This is a genomic window from Allobosea sp. 2KB_26 (assembly GCF_052115715.1).
In the GTDB taxonomy this organism is placed as follows: Bacteria; Pseudomonadota; Alphaproteobacteria; order Rhizobiales; family Beijerinckiaceae; genus Allobosea.
On record NZ_JBFRHE010000001.1, the window covers coordinates 1,443,231 to 1,459,845 of the forward strand.

Annotated in this window: 18 protein-coding genes; 7 read left to right on the plus strand and 11 right to left on the minus strand. The window is 64.2% G+C overall.

The features are described from left to right. Window positions 1–114 precede the first annotated feature (114 nt). Entirely contained in the window at window positions 115–1,314 is a 1,200-nt protein-coding gene (locus tag AB4099_RS06980; protein ID WP_441477487.1) for an aminotransferase class V-fold PLP-dependent enzyme, read from the minus strand. A 65-nt stretch (window positions 1,315–1,379) separates the two neighbouring features. Here AB4099_RS06980 and AB4099_RS06985 point away from each other — a divergent pair, with 65 nt between their 5' ends. Beyond that, on the plus strand, window positions 1,380–2,189 hold the full coding sequence (locus AB4099_RS06985) for an IclR family transcriptional regulator (protein WP_441477488.1): 810 nt from the start codon (window positions 1,380–1,382) through the stop codon (window positions 2,187–2,189). A 2-nt stretch (window positions 2,190–2,191) separates the two neighbouring features. Here the strand turns inward: AB4099_RS06985 and AB4099_RS06990 are convergent, their stop codons facing one another. From AB4099_RS06990 to ybaK, 6 genes are all read right to left on the minus strand, one after another. Further along, complete coding sequence (locus AB4099_RS06990) at window positions 2,192–2,695, minus strand: RidA family protein (RefSeq protein ID WP_441477489.1); 504 nt, start codon at window positions 2,693–2,695, stop codon at window positions 2,192–2,194. Between the two features lie 44 nt (window positions 2,696–2,739). Beyond that, window positions 2,740–3,534: an amino acid ABC transporter ATP-binding protein gene (locus AB4099_RS06995; RefSeq protein ID WP_441477490.1), complete on the minus strand. Its 795-nt coding sequence runs from the start codon at window positions 3,532–3,534 to the stop codon at window positions 2,740–2,742. A gap of 14 nt (window positions 3,535–3,548) precedes the next feature. After that, window positions 3,549–4,184: an amino acid ABC transporter permease gene (locus AB4099_RS07000; protein ID WP_441477491.1), complete on the minus strand. Its 636-nt coding sequence runs from the start codon at window positions 4,182–4,184 to the stop codon at window positions 3,549–3,551. A 6-nt stretch (window positions 4,185–4,190) separates the two neighbouring features. Then, complete coding sequence (locus AB4099_RS07005) at window positions 4,191–4,859, minus strand: amino acid ABC transporter permease (protein ID WP_441477492.1); 669 nt, start codon at window positions 4,857–4,859, stop codon at window positions 4,191–4,193. A 103-nt stretch (window positions 4,860–4,962) separates the two neighbouring features. Further along, window positions 4,963–5,835: a transporter substrate-binding domain-containing protein gene (locus AB4099_RS07010; protein ID WP_441477493.1), complete on the minus strand. Its 873-nt coding sequence runs from the start codon at window positions 5,833–5,835 to the stop codon at window positions 4,963–4,965. Window positions 5,836–6,240: 405 nt separating this feature from the next. Continuing rightward, window positions 6,241–6,714 (minus strand): Cys-tRNA(Pro) deacylase, encoded by a 474-nt coding sequence (gene ybaK, locus AB4099_RS07015; protein ID WP_441477688.1) that lies wholly within the window; start codon window positions 6,712–6,714, stop codon window positions 6,241–6,243. A gap of 280 nt (window positions 6,715–6,994) precedes the next feature. On the opposite strand from ybaK, the gene AB4099_RS07020 reads away from it, so the two are divergent. The 3 genes from AB4099_RS07020 to AB4099_RS07030 all read left to right on the plus strand — a co-directional run bounded on the left by AB4099_RS07020 (window position 6,995) and on the right by AB4099_RS07030 (window position 8,261). After that, window positions 6,995–7,213, plus strand: a complete 219-nt coding sequence (locus AB4099_RS07020; RefSeq protein WP_441477494.1) for a hypothetical protein — start codon at window positions 6,995–6,997, stop codon at window positions 7,211–7,213. 218 nt (window positions 7,214–7,431) lie between these two features. Next, window positions 7,432–7,641, plus strand: a complete 210-nt coding sequence (locus AB4099_RS07025; RefSeq protein ID WP_113516134.1) for a hypothetical protein — start codon at window positions 7,432–7,434, stop codon at window positions 7,639–7,641. Window positions 7,642–7,781: 140 nt separating this feature from the next. After that, on the plus strand, window positions 7,782–8,261 hold the full coding sequence (locus AB4099_RS07030) for a Ros/MucR family transcriptional regulator (protein ID WP_441477495.1): 480 nt from the start codon (window positions 7,782–7,784) through the stop codon (window positions 8,259–8,261). Window positions 8,262–8,404: 143 nt separating this feature from the next. Here AB4099_RS07030 and AB4099_RS07035 read toward each other — a convergent pair whose 3' ends face one another. The 3 genes from AB4099_RS07035 to AB4099_RS07045 are packed head-to-tail and all read right to left on the minus strand — an operon-like array spanning window position 8,405 to window position 11,626. Next, window positions 8,405–9,484 carry an HlyD family secretion protein gene (locus AB4099_RS07035; RefSeq protein ID WP_441477496.1) on the minus strand — a complete coding sequence of 360 codons (1,080 nt, stop codon included), beginning with the start codon at window positions 9,482–9,484 and terminating at the stop codon, window positions 8,405–8,407. Between the two features lie 16 nt (window positions 9,485–9,500). Beyond that, window positions 9,501–11,171, minus strand: coding sequence for an MFS transporter (locus AB4099_RS07040; RefSeq protein WP_441477497.1), 1,671 nt, complete (start codon window positions 11,169–11,171; stop codon window positions 9,501–9,503). 11 nt (window positions 11,172–11,182) lie between these two features. Beyond that, window positions 11,183–11,626: a MarR family winged helix-turn-helix transcriptional regulator gene (locus AB4099_RS07045; RefSeq protein WP_441477498.1), complete on the minus strand. Its 444-nt coding sequence runs from the start codon at window positions 11,624–11,626 to the stop codon at window positions 11,183–11,185. 209 nt (window positions 11,627–11,835) lie between these two features. Here AB4099_RS07045 and AB4099_RS07050 point away from each other — a divergent pair, with 209 nt between their 5' ends. Continuing rightward, window positions 11,836–12,927 carry a tartrate dehydrogenase gene (locus tag AB4099_RS07050; RefSeq protein ID WP_441477499.1) on the plus strand — a complete coding sequence of 364 codons (1,092 nt, stop codon included), beginning with the start codon at window positions 11,836–11,838 and terminating at the stop codon, window positions 12,925–12,927. A 45-nt stretch (window positions 12,928–12,972) separates the two neighbouring features. Here the strand turns inward: AB4099_RS07050 and AB4099_RS07055 are convergent, their stop codons facing one another. Continuing rightward, on the minus strand, window positions 12,973–13,989 hold the full coding sequence (locus AB4099_RS07055; protein ID WP_441477500.1) for a PdxA family dehydrogenase: 1,017 nt from the start codon (window positions 13,987–13,989) through the stop codon (window positions 12,973–12,975). 80 nt (window positions 13,990–14,069) lie between these two features. Here AB4099_RS07055 and AB4099_RS07060 point away from each other — a divergent pair, with 80 nt between their 5' ends. Beyond that, window positions 14,070–15,032: an alpha/beta fold hydrolase gene (locus AB4099_RS07060; RefSeq protein WP_441477501.1), complete on the plus strand. Its 963-nt coding sequence runs from the start codon at window positions 14,070–14,072 to the stop codon at window positions 15,030–15,032. Continuing rightward, window positions 15,032–16,597: a rhodanese-like domain-containing protein gene (locus tag AB4099_RS07065; protein ID WP_441477502.1), complete on the plus strand. Its 1,566-nt coding sequence runs from the start codon at window positions 15,032–15,034 to the stop codon at window positions 16,595–16,597. Before AB4099_RS07060 ends, AB4099_RS07065 begins: the two co-directional genes overlap by 1 nt. The last annotated feature ends 18 nt before the right edge of the window (window positions 16,598–16,615 follow it).

Here is a 16,615-nt window from a genome sequence, read left to right on the forward strand (position 1 = left end):
CCGCACTGTCCGCCGCCAACGGCCCCTGCACAGAGCGCTGATTGTTCCTGGCGCAGGGTCGAAGGTCGGCCTTCGGTCCCCGCGAACGGAAGCTTGAGAACAGCAGGTTGGCCGTCAATCCGGCCAACGCTTGAGATACGCAGCCCGGCGGCCCCGGCGCTCCTGCAGCGACGTGGCGATGATCTCATTGCTGCGCAGGGCGGCGCCGAGCTCGTCGGCCAGTCGATCGGCGACGATATTTTCCTGGCCTGGGTGAAGGTTGCAGGGATCAAGATAGAAGAATCCGTGCTCGACCTCGTGATCGCGCACAATGACCGGCGGCTCCCCGCGTGCAAGCGCATCGGCAAGGTCCCAGGCCGTGATATGGGCGACCTGCGGTTCGACGGAGAGCTTGAGCCGGTCGAGCGGATTGTTGGTCGGATCAGGCTCGATCTCGACTCGGATGCCCGGCCTGTCGGCCAGCCGTTCGCGCCACAGCGTAAGCGCGGCCTGCTCGCGCTCCCGGATGGCGGCGTGGTCCCGCTTCTCCCAGGCCTCCAGCGCAGCGATGGTGCCGACAATGCTCTCCTTGCCGACCTTCATGCCGCGGCCGATGCCACCGTTCTGAAGAAAGGCCGACCGTACGAGTTCCTTGCGACCGGCGACGATGCCGGCTGTCGGGCCACCGAGGAATTTGTGAGCGGAATACAGCGCGATGTCCGCGCCGGCGGCCAGGAAGCCCTGGAGATCGTATTCCGAAGCGGCATCGACGATGACCGGAACCCCCCTCGCCCGGCAGATTGCAGCAAACTCTTCGAGCGGGAGCTGCCCGTAGCTCACCGTGTGATGGGACACGACATAGACCGCAGCAGCGGTCCGCTCCGAGATCGCCCCTGCCAACTGATAGGGCCGCACACTCGTGGCCTGCCCGACGGGCACCACCCTGGCGCCAGCGAGCGCAATGCCTTGCTCGACGGGAGCGCCATAGCTCACCATATGCCCGGTCATGATCAGGACTTCATCCTTCAGGCCAGCCGTATCGGGCAGTCGTTCGACGGCATAGAGGTCGCTGCCCGTCATCGCCGCCGCCACCGCAAGCGTGATGCCGGCCGAGCAGGAGGCCGTGACGAATCCAGCCTCGGCTCCGCACAATCTGGCGATGACGCCGCTCGCGATCTTCTGAAGCTCGTCCACTTCGACGAATTGCGGCATGACCCCGGCCATGGCCTCGATGGCCTGCGGGACGATGATCGAGGCGCCGAGCCCCGTCATCGTTCCCGACACATTGATGATTGGGCGGAGACCGAGCGCCTTTCGGGTATCGGGTTTGTTCATGGCGTTCCTCCGGGAGCATGGTTACGGTAAGGGGTCCGCGGAATCGCGTGACGGAGAGCTGGCAGATGAAGGACAGTGAGATTGGCGTGGCGTCCGCGCCATCCGCCACTGGGCCGCGGCGCACGCGGGTCAGCGGAATCGAGCGCTCGGTCCAGATCCTTGACTATCTCCAGGAGACGGCGCGGCCGGCGACGGGCTACGATATCGCCCGCGCGGTCGGGGCGCCCCTGTCCACGGTCTATTCGATTGTCGAGGAACTGGTCGCCAGGGACCTGCTCTCGCGCAATGGCAGCGTGGTCTGGCTCGGCCCCAAGCTCTATCATTACGGCCTCGCCTACGCGCGCGATCTCGAGATCATCACGGTCGCCACCCATGAGATGCACGTGCTTTCCCGCGAGGTCGGGGAGACGGTCCAGATCTGTGGCCGCGACGGGGACATGATGGTCGTGGAGGCGATGGCCGAGGGGCCCGGCCACTTCAGGGTCACGTCGCGGATCGGAACCCGGGTGCCCCTGAACTGGACCGCCTCGGGCCGACTCCTCGTCGCCCATCTCGATTTTCAGGACCGGCTGGCGCTGTTCCGGCGCTGCGCCAAGGCCTCGCCGACGGGGCGGGCAACGGTCGACCCGGTCTCGCTCGCCGAGCAATCCGACGAAGCGCTGGCCGCCGGCATTGCTGTGCAGGCGGGCGAATCCGACTATGCCGTGGCCTGCATCGCGGCGCCCGTGCGCAACAATTCCGGAGATTGCGTCATCACCATCTCGATCGTGCTGCCGGAATTCAAGGTCCAGGAAGAGCCCTCCCGCTTCGCCGATGCAGTCCGGAGCGCGGCACAGCGCATCGAGGCAAGCCTTGGCTGGCAATTCCGGCAATAGCATCATGAGACTGCGACGACCGCTTCGATCTCGACGGTGATGCCGCGCGGCAGCGAGCCGAACCCCACGGCTGAACGGGCGTGCCGGCCAGCATCGCCAAAGACCGCAACGAAGAGGTCCGAGCAGCCATTGATGACGGCGGGATGATCGGTGAAATCTGGCATGGCGTTGACCATGCCCAGCACCTTGACGATGCGCCTGACCTTTCGAAGGTCTCCGAGCGCCGTATGCAGCACCGCGATGAGGTTCAGACCTGTCAGGCGCGCATGAGCGTAGGCTTCCTCCACCGAAACGTCGGCGCCGACCTTGCCCGTGTGGATGCGGCCGTCCTCATGTGTCGGGCCCTGACCGGACAGGTAGAGCAGCGTGCCTTCCCGGACATGTGTCGTGAAATTGCCGATCGGCATCGGCACTTGCGGCAATTCAAGACCGAGTTGTGCCAGTTTCTCGTAGGGCGAGATCACAAGATCGGAGTGAGGAGCAGGATCGGACGGAGGAGACGGCATCGCTGAACTCTGTCGGAGTGGGTTCCGGGGCGCTGGCCGGCCGCTCAATGAGCATGCCGAAAGGCGGCGAAGCGCGAGAGGAAAGCCCGCAATCGTTCGTTCGACTGCTCGTCGAAAACGGCCTTCGGCGGCGCGTCGATCGCGATCAGTCCCTGGTCGGTGAACACCACACGGTCGGCGACCTCCCTGGCGAAGGCCATTTCATGGGTGACGAGGATCATTGTGCGGCCCTCCGCGGCCAGTTCCTGGACGACCTCCAGCACCTCGCCGACGAGCTCGGGATCGAGCGCGGAGGTTATCTCGTCGAGCAGCAGGACCTTGGGCTCGATCGCAACCGCTCGCGCGATGCCGACCCGCTGCTGCTGCCCGCCGGACAATTGCGAGGGCAGCGCATCGAGCTTCTCGGCGAGGCCGACGCGCACGAGCCATTTCTCGGCAATCTGCCTTGCCTCGCCTTTGCTCTTGCCGCGCGACTTCATCAGCCCGAGCATGACGTTCTGGGCAGCAGTCAGATGCGGAAACAGGTTGAACTGCTGAAACACCATGGCCGCGTCGACCCGGATGCTGGCGAGTTCCCGGTCGCTGCGCCGGCGCCGGCCGGCGCCGCCATCCCGATAGCCGACCTCCACGCCATCGATCCGGACCGAGCCGCCATCATATTCCTCGAGGAAGTTGATGCAGCGCAGCAAGGTCGTCTTGCCACTTCCGGACGGACCGATGACGGCGATCACCTGCCCCTTGCCGACATCAAGATCGATGCCCTTCAGCACCTGGTGCGCGCCGAAGGATTTGGTCAGGCCCTTGATGCGGATCACCGGCTCGTCGGGCGTCGCGATCATGATCGTCCTTCCGCTCAGATGAAGCGCTTCTCGAGACGCCGGCTCAGCGTCGAGAGCGGATAGTTGATGGCGAAATACATCAGCGCCCCCATGACATAGAGCGGCAGTGCCACATGGGTCCGCCCGATCACCTGCTGGAGCGCGAGCATCAGGTCGACGATGCCCAGCAGGGACACGAGGGACGAGCCCTTCACGGTATCGACGACGCTGTTGACGAAGGGAGGCAGGAAGCGTCGGATCGCCTGCGGCGCAAGCACATGGACGAAGCGGTCGACGAGGCCAAGCCCGATGGATTTCGCTGCTTCCGTCTGTCCTGTGGGGATGGACTGGAAAGCGCCGCGGGTGATTTCGATGACCTGGGCGGTCTTGAAAGCCGTCAATGCCACGATCGCGGCGGTCAGGCTCGGCAGGTTCACCTTGATCGCCGGCAGCCCGTAATAGACGAAATAGAGCAGCACCAGGATGGGAACGCCGCGCACGAAGTCGGCATAGATCCGGATCGGAAATCGCGCCCAGAGCGGCCCGAATGCCAGCACGCAACCGAGCGGGACGCCGATCAGCAGCGAGAGCATAATCACGCCGGCCGAGACCAGGAGCGTGATGCGCAAGCCATCGAGCAGAAACGGAATCGTCTGCAGGAACAATGTCATGGGCGCTCACCGCGTGATCGCATAGCGCCGCTCGGCCAGTCGCAGCAGCAGCAGGATGGCGTAGCTGGTGACGAGATAGATCGGCGTCGCGAGCAGGTAGACCTCGACCGTACGGAAGGTCTGGGTCTCGATCCAGCGCATGCCATAGGCAAGTTCGGGCACGGCGATCGCGGAAGCGATCGAGGTGTCCTTGAACAGCGAGACATAGGTGTTCGAGAGCGACGGCAGCGCGATCCGCAGCGCCGTCGGCATCCGGACATGGACGAGTACGCCGGCGGGCGTCAGACCGATTGCCTTCCCGGCCTCGATCAGCCCTTTCGGCACGGCCTCGAACCCGGCGCGCAGGACCTCGACCAGATAGGCGCCGGAATAGATCGCCAGCGTCACCACGAACGAGGTGGTGGCGTCATATTGCAGATCGATGGCGCTCGGCACGCCGTAGAAGACGAGATAGACGAGCAGCAGCAACGGGACGTTGCGGATGAACTCGACATAGCCCCGGATGAACGGCCTGGCCCAGCGCGGCCCATCCATTTCGACGAGCGCCAGGACCAGTCCGATCACCATGCCGATCGCAATCGTCGCGATTGCGAGCTCGATGCTGAGCAGAAGACCTTCAAACAGCTTGGCGGAATAGCGCCAGACGATCGCGAAATTGAAGTGGTAATTCGTCATGCGGGAAACCGCCTCGTCGCGGGCCGTGCAGGCGACTTCGCCGCCCGGCTGCACACGAGCGGCGAGCGCACAGGCCGGCGAAGGGTGACCGCGAAAGCCGCCGTCAGAATTTCGGCAGCCCCGTCTCGCGGACTGGCGGCGTCAGACCGAAATAGTCGTTGATCGCAGCATCGAATATCTCGTTCTGGTGGCCATACATGGCGATCCCGAAGGTGGTGTCGACGAAGCGCACCCAGTCCGGATCGCCCTGGCGCATGGCCGCGCCATAGAGCATCGAGTTCCAGGACTTGCCGGCATCGGCATATTTGTCGGGATGGCGCTTCGCGAGCCACCAGACGGTCGAGAGATCGACGGCCGCGGCGTCGGCACGCTTTGAATCGAGTGCCAGCACGACATTGGCCTGGCTATCGAGCTGCATGACCGTCGCCTGCGGCAGGACCTTCTTCACCGATGCTTCGGCATCGACATTCTGCAGAATCGAGACCCGCGCCGCGGATCCCGCCTTGAGCAGGGCGTCGAAGCTCTTCTTGTCGCTGTCGGGGCGCGTCAGCAGGGCGATGCCCTCGACATAATAGGGTCGGGAGAACGCGACGAGCTGCGCGCGCGCCGGCGACATCGTCATGAACTGGATGACGATGTCGACCTTCCCGGTATTGATGTTGGGAATGCGCTGAGCCGCGTCCTGACGGACGAACTCGACCTTCTTGTCGTCGTCGAAGAGCCCCTTCGCGAGGATCCGCCCCATGGCGATATCCATGCCGACGAGTTGGCCCTTCTCATCTTCGAAATGCCAGGGAGCGTTGGTCGAGCCCGTGCCGACGATCAGCTTGCCACGATCAAGAACTGTGCGCAGCAGGCTGTTGGGCGCGGCCTGAGCGGCCGCCTGCCGGGCCGAACTGGATGCGGCGGCAAGCGCAAGACCACCGACAAGGCCGGCCTTGAGCAGGTTCCGTTTGCTGTCGACGACATCTGTCATAGCGGCACGCTCCCCTTGCGCGAGGCGGTTGGCCTCGTTTGGTATTTATTCTATAATTACAGAATAAGAAGCATAACTATGTTAGCCTAATTTTGATCGACGGAGCCTGTCAAGCGACGTTCGGAAGTCGCCGGCTGAAGTGGTGCGAGGAGGCCAAGAGGAGGCGAGGAGCAGGCCTCGGCACGCCAGAGTCCCAAGGCGCACGTTGCGGCGCTTCTAAAGGCGTTCGGCCGTTTGATTTCGAGCCCGAGACCAGATCCGCGGCCGGCTGAATTCAACGTCGCGTTCGACACCACTGAGCGGCCCGGGATTGCCGCGCCGGGTCGTCAGGCCGGCTTCTCCGGGAATAACGCTTGATGCCTCAAGCCCGAAACGTCGCAGAAGCCGAACCAAAGACCATCGCCGCTAGGAAACAATCGCGGCCGTCAGTGCATTGCTCGCGCGGACGAGTTCGGCCGGCGCCAGCCTGACCTGCAGGCCACGGAGTCCTCCATTCACGAATACATAGGGCTCCGAGACGGCCGTGATCTCGACAAGGATCCTCAGCTTGCGCTTCTGACCGAATGGGCTGACACCCCCAACCTTGTACCCTGTCAGCCGCTCCGCATCGCTCGGCGCCAGCATCCGCGCGCTCTTGCCTCCAAGGGCAGCAGCCACCCTCTTCATGCTTGCCTCGCGGTCTGATGGGAGAACCAGGCAAACTGGTATGGTGTCGACCTGCGCAATCAGTGTCTTCAAGACGCGATTTGGTGGTTCGCCCAGAGACTGGGCCGCCTGAAGACCGACGCGATCGCTGTTCGGGTCATATTCATAGGTTCGGAGTTCGAAAGAAACGCCGCCCGCTTTCAACGCCACCGTGGCAGGTGTGGATTGTCCCATAGCCTTCAAACCCTGGGCGCTTTGGCCGCGCCGGAAATCCACCTCCATATAGGATCCAGGGCCCCGCGAGCATCCCTTCTTGTGAGCCCAGGAGGCAATGCGGGCATGACTGGAGGAGGTGTTTCCATGCGCGCTTCTACTCGGCAAGCCGTACGAAGCCCGCGCCTTTACGGTCGCCTTCGAACGCAAGCACGGCGAGCTTCGCAACAGCGCCACACCCTCTTGAAACCCCAACCGTTCAAACTAGCTCTCTGGGATCAGCCACGGAAGGAGAGATCCGATGACCGCGGTGACTGAACTCAAACCGGAAACACCCAGCGTCTGCATCACCTGCCATGAGGATTATCGGTACGCCCTCCTGCGCATCGGCCAGATCGAGGATGCTCAGGCCAATTCGGCGAAAGCCCGCGAATTGCAAGCTCTCAGGGCTGCGATAGTTGACTATGAGATGCGCAAGGCATCGCGCACGAAGGGACCGGAGGTGACTGTCGCGAAGTGACGGGCTCGGCAATCACCGGAACAACGCCCGCGCCCTCGAACGCGTCCAGGGCCTGATCGGCTGCATCAAGGATTCTGGCGAGGAAGGCGTGTTGAGGCTCGTCGTCACATCAACCGGTCGCGAGGACCACGTATCAAGGGCGCGTGACGAGCCGGCTGTGAATACGTTTCAAACTGATATCGAATGATGAGCACAGATCAAGGAACGGGGGTGAGAGAATGCCGCAGAAGCCGACACGCGAGTTTGCAGTGATCAAGGTGAAGCACGTTACAGTCAGCGCAGACACGACGCTGGGCGCCGTAATCGCCTTGGAAGTCGATGGGAAGAACGAAATCTCGCTTTTCATGGTGCCAGAAGTTCTTGCCTCGCTGGAGGCCATGTTGGCTAAGGCCAGTCTCGAACAGGCGCGTCACCACCCAGTTCAGTAGGCAGCCGTGCCGCTGCCTCACCAGAATAAACCCGGCCCGCAAGCATCGGAACTGGGCAAACCACCGCGACGAGTATTGCAAATAGAACGTTCGGCAGGTTAAATGAGACCCAGGCGCAATATTCTGATTTGGAAAAAGCCATGGCCAACGAAGATGAAAATTATATTGATCTCACGGCGATGGTTATTTCAGCCTACGTCGCGCACAACAATGTCCCTCGCAGCGATCTCGTGGGCTTGATTGCGAGCACGTATTCCGCGTTCGCGCAGCTCAGCGCCAGACCCGAAATACCGCCAGCACCGGTCGCGCTCGTACCAGCGGTTCCGATCAAGAAATCGGTAACGCCGGACGCCATCATCTGCCTGGAAGACGGCAAGTCTTTCAAATCCCTCAGGCGTCATCTGGGTACGGCCTACAATCTCACTCCCGAGCAATATCGCACCAAGTGGGGCTTGCCCTCGGACTATCCGATGGTCGCACCGAATTATTCCGAGGCCCGGGCCGCTCTTGCAAAGGCATCAGGCCTGGGTCGCAAGGCCAAGGCGCCCTCGCCGGCCGCGCCTGTCGTCGCGAAGCCGCCACGGGCAAAGCGTAGCCCGCGGTCGGGCTCCAGCGCCTGACCCAGCCGGCGAGCCTGTCCGCCATTGGCACCTGCCATTTCGGCGCTTTCGGAACCTTGGATTTCTGGATGACCGCAGCCTTTTGGAGCGCGGGCGATCCAGAAATCCGGAATTCGGCATCGCCGGTCTCTGGCCCGCCGATGTTATCGCTTGTCGGCGCTGGATAGTTTGACAGCAGCCTCAGCGGGCGTGGCGGTGTCGATGCTGACAATGACCGACATGCCGGGCGCCAGATCCTCGGCCAAAGGCTGGTCCTGGTCGATGGCGATCCGAACCGGCAGCCGCTGCGCAATCTTGGTAAAATTGCCGGTCGCGTTGTCGGCCTTCAGGATGCTGAACTCGGAGCCCGTGGCTGGCGAGAACTCCTGGACATGCCCGGTCAACGGGGCGTGATGCAGCGCATCGACCGTAAAGGTCACCGGCTGGCCGATCTTCATCCCGGAAAGCTGGTTTTCCTTGAAGTTCGCGATCACCCATTTCCTGGCCGGAACCAGTGACGCCAGTTGCGTGCCAACAGCAACATATTGCCCGAGCCGCACGCCGATCTCGCCCATCTTGCCGTCCTGCGGGGCCAGGATGCGGGTGTTCTGCAGATCGATCGCGGCCAGTTGCACCGCTGCCTCGGCATTGCGCACGGCGGCCTCCAGCCCGGCACGCCCGACGATGATGGACTGCCGATCCTGCCGGGCGACATCGAGGGCTGCTTCGGCCTGGCGTAGGCTGGCGCGGGCCTGGTCGAGCACCAGACTGGCCTGATCGGCGGCGCTCTGCGTCGAAATCCCCTTCTCGCGCAGGGCGAGAATGCGCCCGGCATTGGCTTCCGCGGTTTCGACCGCCGCCTGCGCACTGGCGATCTGGGCCTCGCCCGAGCGCTGGCGCGCTTCCGCAGCGCGCTGGGATTGATCAGCATTGGCCAGATTGGCGCGCTGGCCGGCAAGAGCAGCCTGCGCCTGCCACAGGCGCTGCTCGTAGATCCGGTCGTCGATCTGCACGATGAGGTCACCGGCCTTCACCGTTTCGAAGTCCTGAACAGCAACCTCCTTTACGTAGCCCGCCAGTTGCGGGCTGATGATCGTGACCTGGCCTTTGACATAGGCGTTCTCGGTGCTCTCGACCGAGCTCGCGAAGGGCGGCAGCCGCCAGGCGTAGAGCACGAGCAGCACACCGGCTGCTGCAACCAGCAGCGCAATCAGGGCTCGAGGTGAGCGAATGGCTTTCGACATGATGGCTGGTTTCGGTTCAGAGGGCTTCGGCCGGGCGCGAGAAGAACCAGGCGCTGCGCAGTCTTGCGTAGAGCAGATGGATGATCAGTCCGCCGAGCGCGGCTCCTGCCAGGGCCGCGATGAGCAGGAATGCGTCGTTATAGGCGAGGATATTGGCTTCGCGGCTGGCCTGCTGGGCGAACAGGGCGACGCCCTCGGCATTCAGCAGCCGCCCGTCGGTGAGCAGCTTTCCATAGACTGCCGAAAGCTGCCTCACCCGCTCCGCCACCGCCGGGTCGGACAGCGAGAAATGTTCGACGAGAAGGCTGGAATGGAACTTCTCGCGGAGCGTGACGAAGCTGCCGAAGAAAGCCGAACCGATCAGGCCGCCCAGACTCTGCGTGAAGAGGAAAACCACGATGAAGCTGGTAATAAAGGCCGGCCCCTGCCGGAGCGCAGCCATGAGACCGGTCAGCATCGCCGGAGGCAGGAACAGCGCGCCGCCAAACGCGATCAGGGCCTGGCTCAGATACATGTTGTCCGGCCGCGTCAGATTGGTCGCCTGACTATCCATGGCGGCACCGGCGCAAATGCAGAGCAGCGCGACGCCATGCAGCAGCGGCACGCGCTCGGGCTTGAGAGTGGCGCCGCAAAGGAGCCCGCCGCACAGCGAAGCCAGCAGGATCACCACATATAGCCCCCTGCTCTGCTCATTGAGCAGGCCAAGATTCTGGAACAGGGCGAGTGCACCCGAAGTCTGCTCGGACAGCACGATGCGGAAGACCAGCAGCACCGTCGTGATATGGAGCATTTCCCGGCTCATCAGCCAGCGCACATTCAGCAGCGGCGTCTCGCGATTGATCTCGATTGCCACCGCAAGCCCGAGCGACAGGATTGCCAGGGCAAGGCACCAGCCGATCCAGGGTGCTTCTAGCCACCAGACCAGGCGGCCCATCACCAGGATGACCGCGAGCAGGCCAAAGCCGATCGCGATCAAGGGGTAGCTGATGAAATCCAGCCGCTGCAGGACCTTCGCATGGGGAATCGGCGTCAGCGGCAGATAGAAGATCACGGCAAGCGAAATCAGCGCGAGGCCGATCGCCATCGTATAGAGGCCCTGCCATTGACCGATATCGAGCAGCATCGGCGAGATCAGCCGCGCCAGCGTAGGGGTGATCGCGGAGCAGGTCAGCGTCAGGCTCAAGCCCCATGACATCTTCCTGGCCTGAGGAAAGGCCTCGAGCATGTAGAGGAAGCCGAGTGTCGATATCGGCGAGGCGGCCATGCCCGCGAGGAAGCGGACCCCGATCGCCGAATGCAGATCATGCGCGAACAGATGCAGAAGCGAGGCGGCGACGAAGATGCAGATGCCGAGCTCGGCGAAGCGGCGCAGCCCGAACTGCGTCCGGACCTTGGTCAGGATCAGGGTCAGGCTGACATTCGGCGCCATATAGGCGGCGATCAGCCAATTGATCTCAAGCTGAGTCGCCCCAAACGCCCCCTGGATCTGATTGGTATTGGCAGCCACGAAGTTCATGCCGAGGCCCTGTGTGCCAATCAGAAGGGCGGCGGCCGCGACATAGGCCGCGGCAACGGCAAAGGACTTTGCCGGCAGCAGAGCCGGGCTCTCAGGGCGGGAAGGCTCTTGGACGTTCGCAGATGAAGGATCTGCTTCGGGCCGCGCTTCCGTTTCGTTGGTCGTAGCCATGGCCATGGGCCTCAGGACTGAGGCTCCATATTGCGGATCATCTGCCGAAGCACGCGGATCGCGATCTCGAGTTCGGCAGGATCGATCTCGCGCAACACGTCGCGGCCGATCTCGCCGGAGATCTCCTCGATCTCCTCGACCTGATGCTGCGCGGCGGGGGTCAGGCTGATCTGTTTCGCCCGCCGATCGCCGTCGATGGCGCTTCGCTCGATCAGGCCGTTCTTCTCCATCCCGTCGAGCAGGCGCACGACGGTCGGGCCCTCGACCTCCAGCAGACTGGCGAGTTCCGTCTGATTGATCGCCGGACAGCGCGAGAGATGAAGCAACGCGCGCGCACGCGACAAGGTCAGGCCGCGCTGGCGCACAAGGCGATCGAACAGGGTTCGCAATTTGCGGCCGGCCGTCGACAGCTCCGTCAGGAAGCTGCGCTCGAATCCAGGTTGGGCATCGTCCATAGAACGCATATATGTAGTATACTATCTATTAGTCAAGCACCCAACCAAAAGACATTCGGACGAACCCAGGCGCAGGCCGACAATCCGTCGGGGATACCCGAGGCTATGAGCGCAGCGGTTTTCCTTGCCCAGCCGGTAGACTATTTCCGACACAGCTCTATAATTGTCGACAATAGGCAATAATTCGAACGCAAGGGCGGAGCCGTCTGATGAAAACCTACAGGATTGCCGCCATTCCCGGCGACGGGATCGGCGCCGAGGTGATCGAGGCGGGTCTCGAAGTCCTGTCGCTCTGCGCCGTCCGGTCCGGCAGTTTCGCGTTCGACTTCACCCATTTCGATTGGGGTTCGGACTACTTCAAGCGCCATGGCCGGATGATGCCCGAAGACGGGCTCGACCGCATCCGCGATTGCGACGCGATCTATTTCGGCGCCGTCGGCGCGCCCGATGTGCCCGATCATGTCACCCTATGGGGCCTGAGGCTGGCCATCTGTCAGCCCTTCGACCAATACGCGAATGTGCGCCCGACGCGCATCCTGCCGGGCATCGAGCCGCCCCTGCGCGGGGTGGCTCCGGATGATCTCGACTGGGTGATCGTGCGCGAAAATTCGGAGGGCGAATATGCCGGCCAGGGCGGGCGCTCGCATCGCGGGCTACCCGAGGAGATCGCGACCGAGGTCTCCATCTTCACCCGCGGCGGGGTCACGCGCATCATGCGCTTCGCCTTCGAAATGGCGCGCTCTCGTCCCCGCAAACTCTTGACCGTCGTCACCAAGTCGAACGCACAGCGCCACGGCATGGTGATGTGGGATGAGATCGCCGCCGAAGTGGCGCGCGAGTTTCCCGACGTGACCTGGGACAAGATGCTGGTCGACGCCATGACCATCCGCATGACACTGAAGCCGCGGAGCCTCGACACGATCGTCGCGACGAATCTTCATGCCGACATCCTGTCCGACCTCGCCGCAGCCCTCGCCGGCTCGATCGGCATTGCCCCCACCGCCAATCTCGACCCCGAGCGCCGCTTTCCCTCGATGTTCGAGCCGATCCACGGCTCCGCCTTCGACATCACCGGCAAGGGCATTGCCAATCCGATCGCCAGCTTCTGGTCCGCCGTGATGATGCTCGACCATCTCGGCGAGGCGGACGCAGCCGCGCGGCTGATGCGCGCAATCGAGCGCGTCACGGCTGACCCGGCAAACCACACGCCGGATCTCGGCGGCGCGGCGATCACGCGCTCGGTGACCGATGCAGTGCTGGAGGCACTCCGCGGCGACAATCTCGCTCACGCCGCCAGCTGACCGGCGCCCTGCGGATAGCGGCATCGTCGCGACCCGCCCGGCGGTTCAGGCGGCGACGCGGACTGTCGCCAGTCGGCTCGCAAGTTCGACGGCGCTCTGGAGCGCGCCGGGCGAGGCCACTCCCTGGCCGACAATGTCGAATGCTGTGCCATGCGCTGGCGTCGTGAAGACGACATCGAGCCCCGCCGTCACCGTGACGCCGCGATTGAAGCCCCTGAGCTTCGTCGCGATCTGGCCCTGGTCGTGATACATGGCCACAACGCTGTCGAATTCGCCGGCGAAGGCACGAATATAGACCGTATCGGCCGGATAGGGCCCGGTGCAGCTGATGCCTCCAGCCGCGATCCGCTCCACGGTCGGCCGGATTAGCTCGATCTCGTCGCGGCCGAACAGGCCGTTCTCGCCGGCGTGAGGATTGAGTGCGGCCACCGCGATGCGCGGGCTGACGATCCCGGCGCGCTTCATCATCCGGTCGACAAGTTCGACCGCATCGGTGATCGCGCGCGCATCGATCAGGTCGAGGGCTTCGCGCAGCGAGACATGCGACGTCACCCGCGACATCCACTGGCCGTCGAGCACGTTCATTTCCGAGAAATAGCCGTGATGCCTGAGCAGATGCGCGAACAACTTGTGCTCGTCGGGAAAGCGCCAGCCACCTGCGAACATCGCGGCCTTGTTCAGCGGCGCGAAGGTGATCGCATCGAGCTGCCCAGCCTGCGCCATGCTGATGGCACGGGCCAGCGTCTCGCCTGTGATCCGGCCGGATTCCGCCGATATCTGCCCGCGCCCGAGTTGAGCCGGATCGGCATTGCCGAGATCGACGAGCGGGATCTCGGGAGCATCCCAGTCGATCTCGTCGCGTTCAGTCACGCCGGTCCAACGGAGCTGAACACCGGCATCGCGCGCGCCCTGCTCCAGCACGCGACGATCACCAATCGCAACGAGCCGGACATGCTCGCGATAGCGGCCTGCGGCGAGAACCTTGGCCGCGATCTCGGGACCGATGCCGGTCGCGTCTCCGAAGAGGAAGCCGAGGCGAGGCTTATCCTGCATGGCGGCCATGACGTCCCTCAGATTAAAGATGCTTATTGTCGACAATATGATATTCATCGCATGGGATCCGATGAGGAGCAATGCCGATGATGCTGGAACGATCAGAACCCGGGGCGAACCTGCCGCCACTCCTGCCGCATGGCAGCGTGCTGATGGCAGGATTCGAGCGGCGTAAACTGCGCACCCGCGGCGCCGAAATCGAGGTGGCCATAGCCGGAAGCGGGCCGCCCTTGCTGCTGATCCACGGCAACCCGCTCAATCTGTCGAGCTGGCACAAGATTGCGCCATCGCTGGCTCAGAGCTTCACGGTGGTCGCGACCGACCTGCGCGGGTATGGCGACAGCTCCAAGCCCGACGGCGGCGAGGATCATGCCGGCTACAGTTTCCGCGCGATGGGCGAGGACAATTTCGACGTGATGGACGCGCTCGGATTCGACCGTTTCGCAGTCGCCGGGCACGACCGGGGCGCGCGCGTCGCCTTCCGCATGGCTCTCGACCAGCCGGACCGCGTCACCGCGCTGGCCGCTCTCGACATCGTGCCGACCCATCATGTCCTGACCAATGTCAGCCTCGGCTGGGGGCTTGAATCCTACCACTGGTTCTTCATGGCGCAGAAAGCGCCGTTTCCCGAGCGGCTGATCTGCGCCGATCTCGACTATTACATCCGCTACAAGCTCAACAAGAAGGGTGTCGGGCTCGAGATCTTCACGCCCGAGGCGCTGGCTGACTACGCGCGCTGCACGACCCCGGAGCAGATTCACGCCGTCTGCGAAGATTATCGCGCCACCGTGACCCTCGACCTTGCCATGGACACGGCGGATTACGGCAAGCGCAAGATCGCCTGCCCCGTCCTCGTCCTGTGGGGCTCGAACAGCCATTGCGGCCGGCATTTCAAGCCGCTCGAAGCCTGGCAGGAATGGGCGGACGGCGTGCGCGGCTGGGCCATTCCGACCGGGCACTATCCGGCCGAGCACCGACCCGACCTCGTCTACGCCGCTTTCCATGACTTCTTCTCGGGACGTGAGCCCGTGCCCTACGCCGAAGCCGCCTGATGCCGGCGCTCGATCCGCAGGAAGCGAAGCGGAGGCTGCACGCACCCGGGGAGATCGCCTGTCTCGATTTGCGCGAACAGGGTCAGTACGGCGAAGGCCACCCCTTCCTCGCCGTGCCCTGCCCCTATAGCCGGCTGGAGGCGCTGGTCAGGGTACTCGTGCCCCGCCGCGACGTGCCGGTCGTGCTGGTCGACGAGGGCGATGGGGTGTCCGAGCGCGCCGCAACGCGGCTCACCGCGATGGGTTACAGCCGTATCGACTGGATCGCGGGCGGCGCCCCAGCCTGGGCGGCGGCCGGATACACCCTGTTCAAGGGCGTGAACCTGCCGAGCAAGACGCTGGGCGAGCTGGTCGAGGAGCATTGGCACGTGCCTGCGATCGGTCCCGACACTCTCGACGCCTGGCAGGAGCAGGGCCGCCCGCTGCACCTCCTCGACGGTCGCTCAGCCGGCGAATACACGAAGATGACGATCCCGGGCTCGCGCTCCTTTCCGAACGGAGAGGCGGCGCATCGCTGGGACGCACTCGCCCCGGGGGAAGCCCCCGTCATCATCAACTGCGCCGGGCGGACGCGCAGCATCATCGGCACCGCGGGCCTGGCGCTGATGCAGCCGGGCGCAGTGGTGCTTGCCCTGGAAAACGGGACGCAGGGCTGGGCGCTCTCGGGCCGTGCGCTCGCGTATGACTCTGCCGCCGGTCCTTTGCCGCAGATCGACCGCGCGGCAAGCCGCCTGCGGGCCGACGCCTTCATGCGCACGCATGCTATTTCGCGGATCGACCGCCTCAAAGCCGAAGACCTCGCCGGAGAGCCCGGCCGCACGACCTATCTTCTCGACATGCGCGATCCGGCCGAGCACGCGGCCACGCCGCATGCCGCGGCGGCCTCAGCGCCAGGAGGCCAGCTCATTCAGGCCACGGACCACTGGATCGGCGTCCGCCGAGCGCGCATCATCCTGGCCGACGATACCGGGTTGCGCGCGGCGCTCGCTGCGTTCTGGCTGCGCCAACTCGGCTACGAAACCTATGTGCTTCCCGATATCGAGTCCTGGCCGGCCGACTGGCGCCTGCCGGTATCCGAACCGCCTCCCGACCTTGTCGCACCACCTGCAATCAGCGCCGATGAGGCGATCGAGCGCGCGCAAGCCGGAGACCTGCTGCTCGACCTGCGCGGCTCGCTTGCCTATCGCGCCGGCCATCTGCCGGGCGCCGCCTGGTCGATCCGGCCGCGCCTGCCGGCCGTGGCGGGCCGGCATGTGCTGCTTGCGGGAGACGAGACAGCAACCGCGCTCGCCAGCCGCGACCTCGCGGAATGCGGCGCGACATCGGTTCGCCGGGTCACAGGCGACGCAAGCGATTGGCGCGCGGAGGGGCTTGCCCTCGACAGCTCGCCCGACGCCCCCGCGGACGCCGACGCCATCGACTTTCTGTTCTTCGTGCACGACCGGCACGACGGCAATCTCGATGCCGCGCGGCGCTATCTTGCCTGGGAGCTCGGGCTGGTCGCCCAGCTCGACGCAGACGAACGCGGCGAATATCGGCTCGACACGCTCGACCTCAGAGCCTGATGCAACATTTCGGCATCG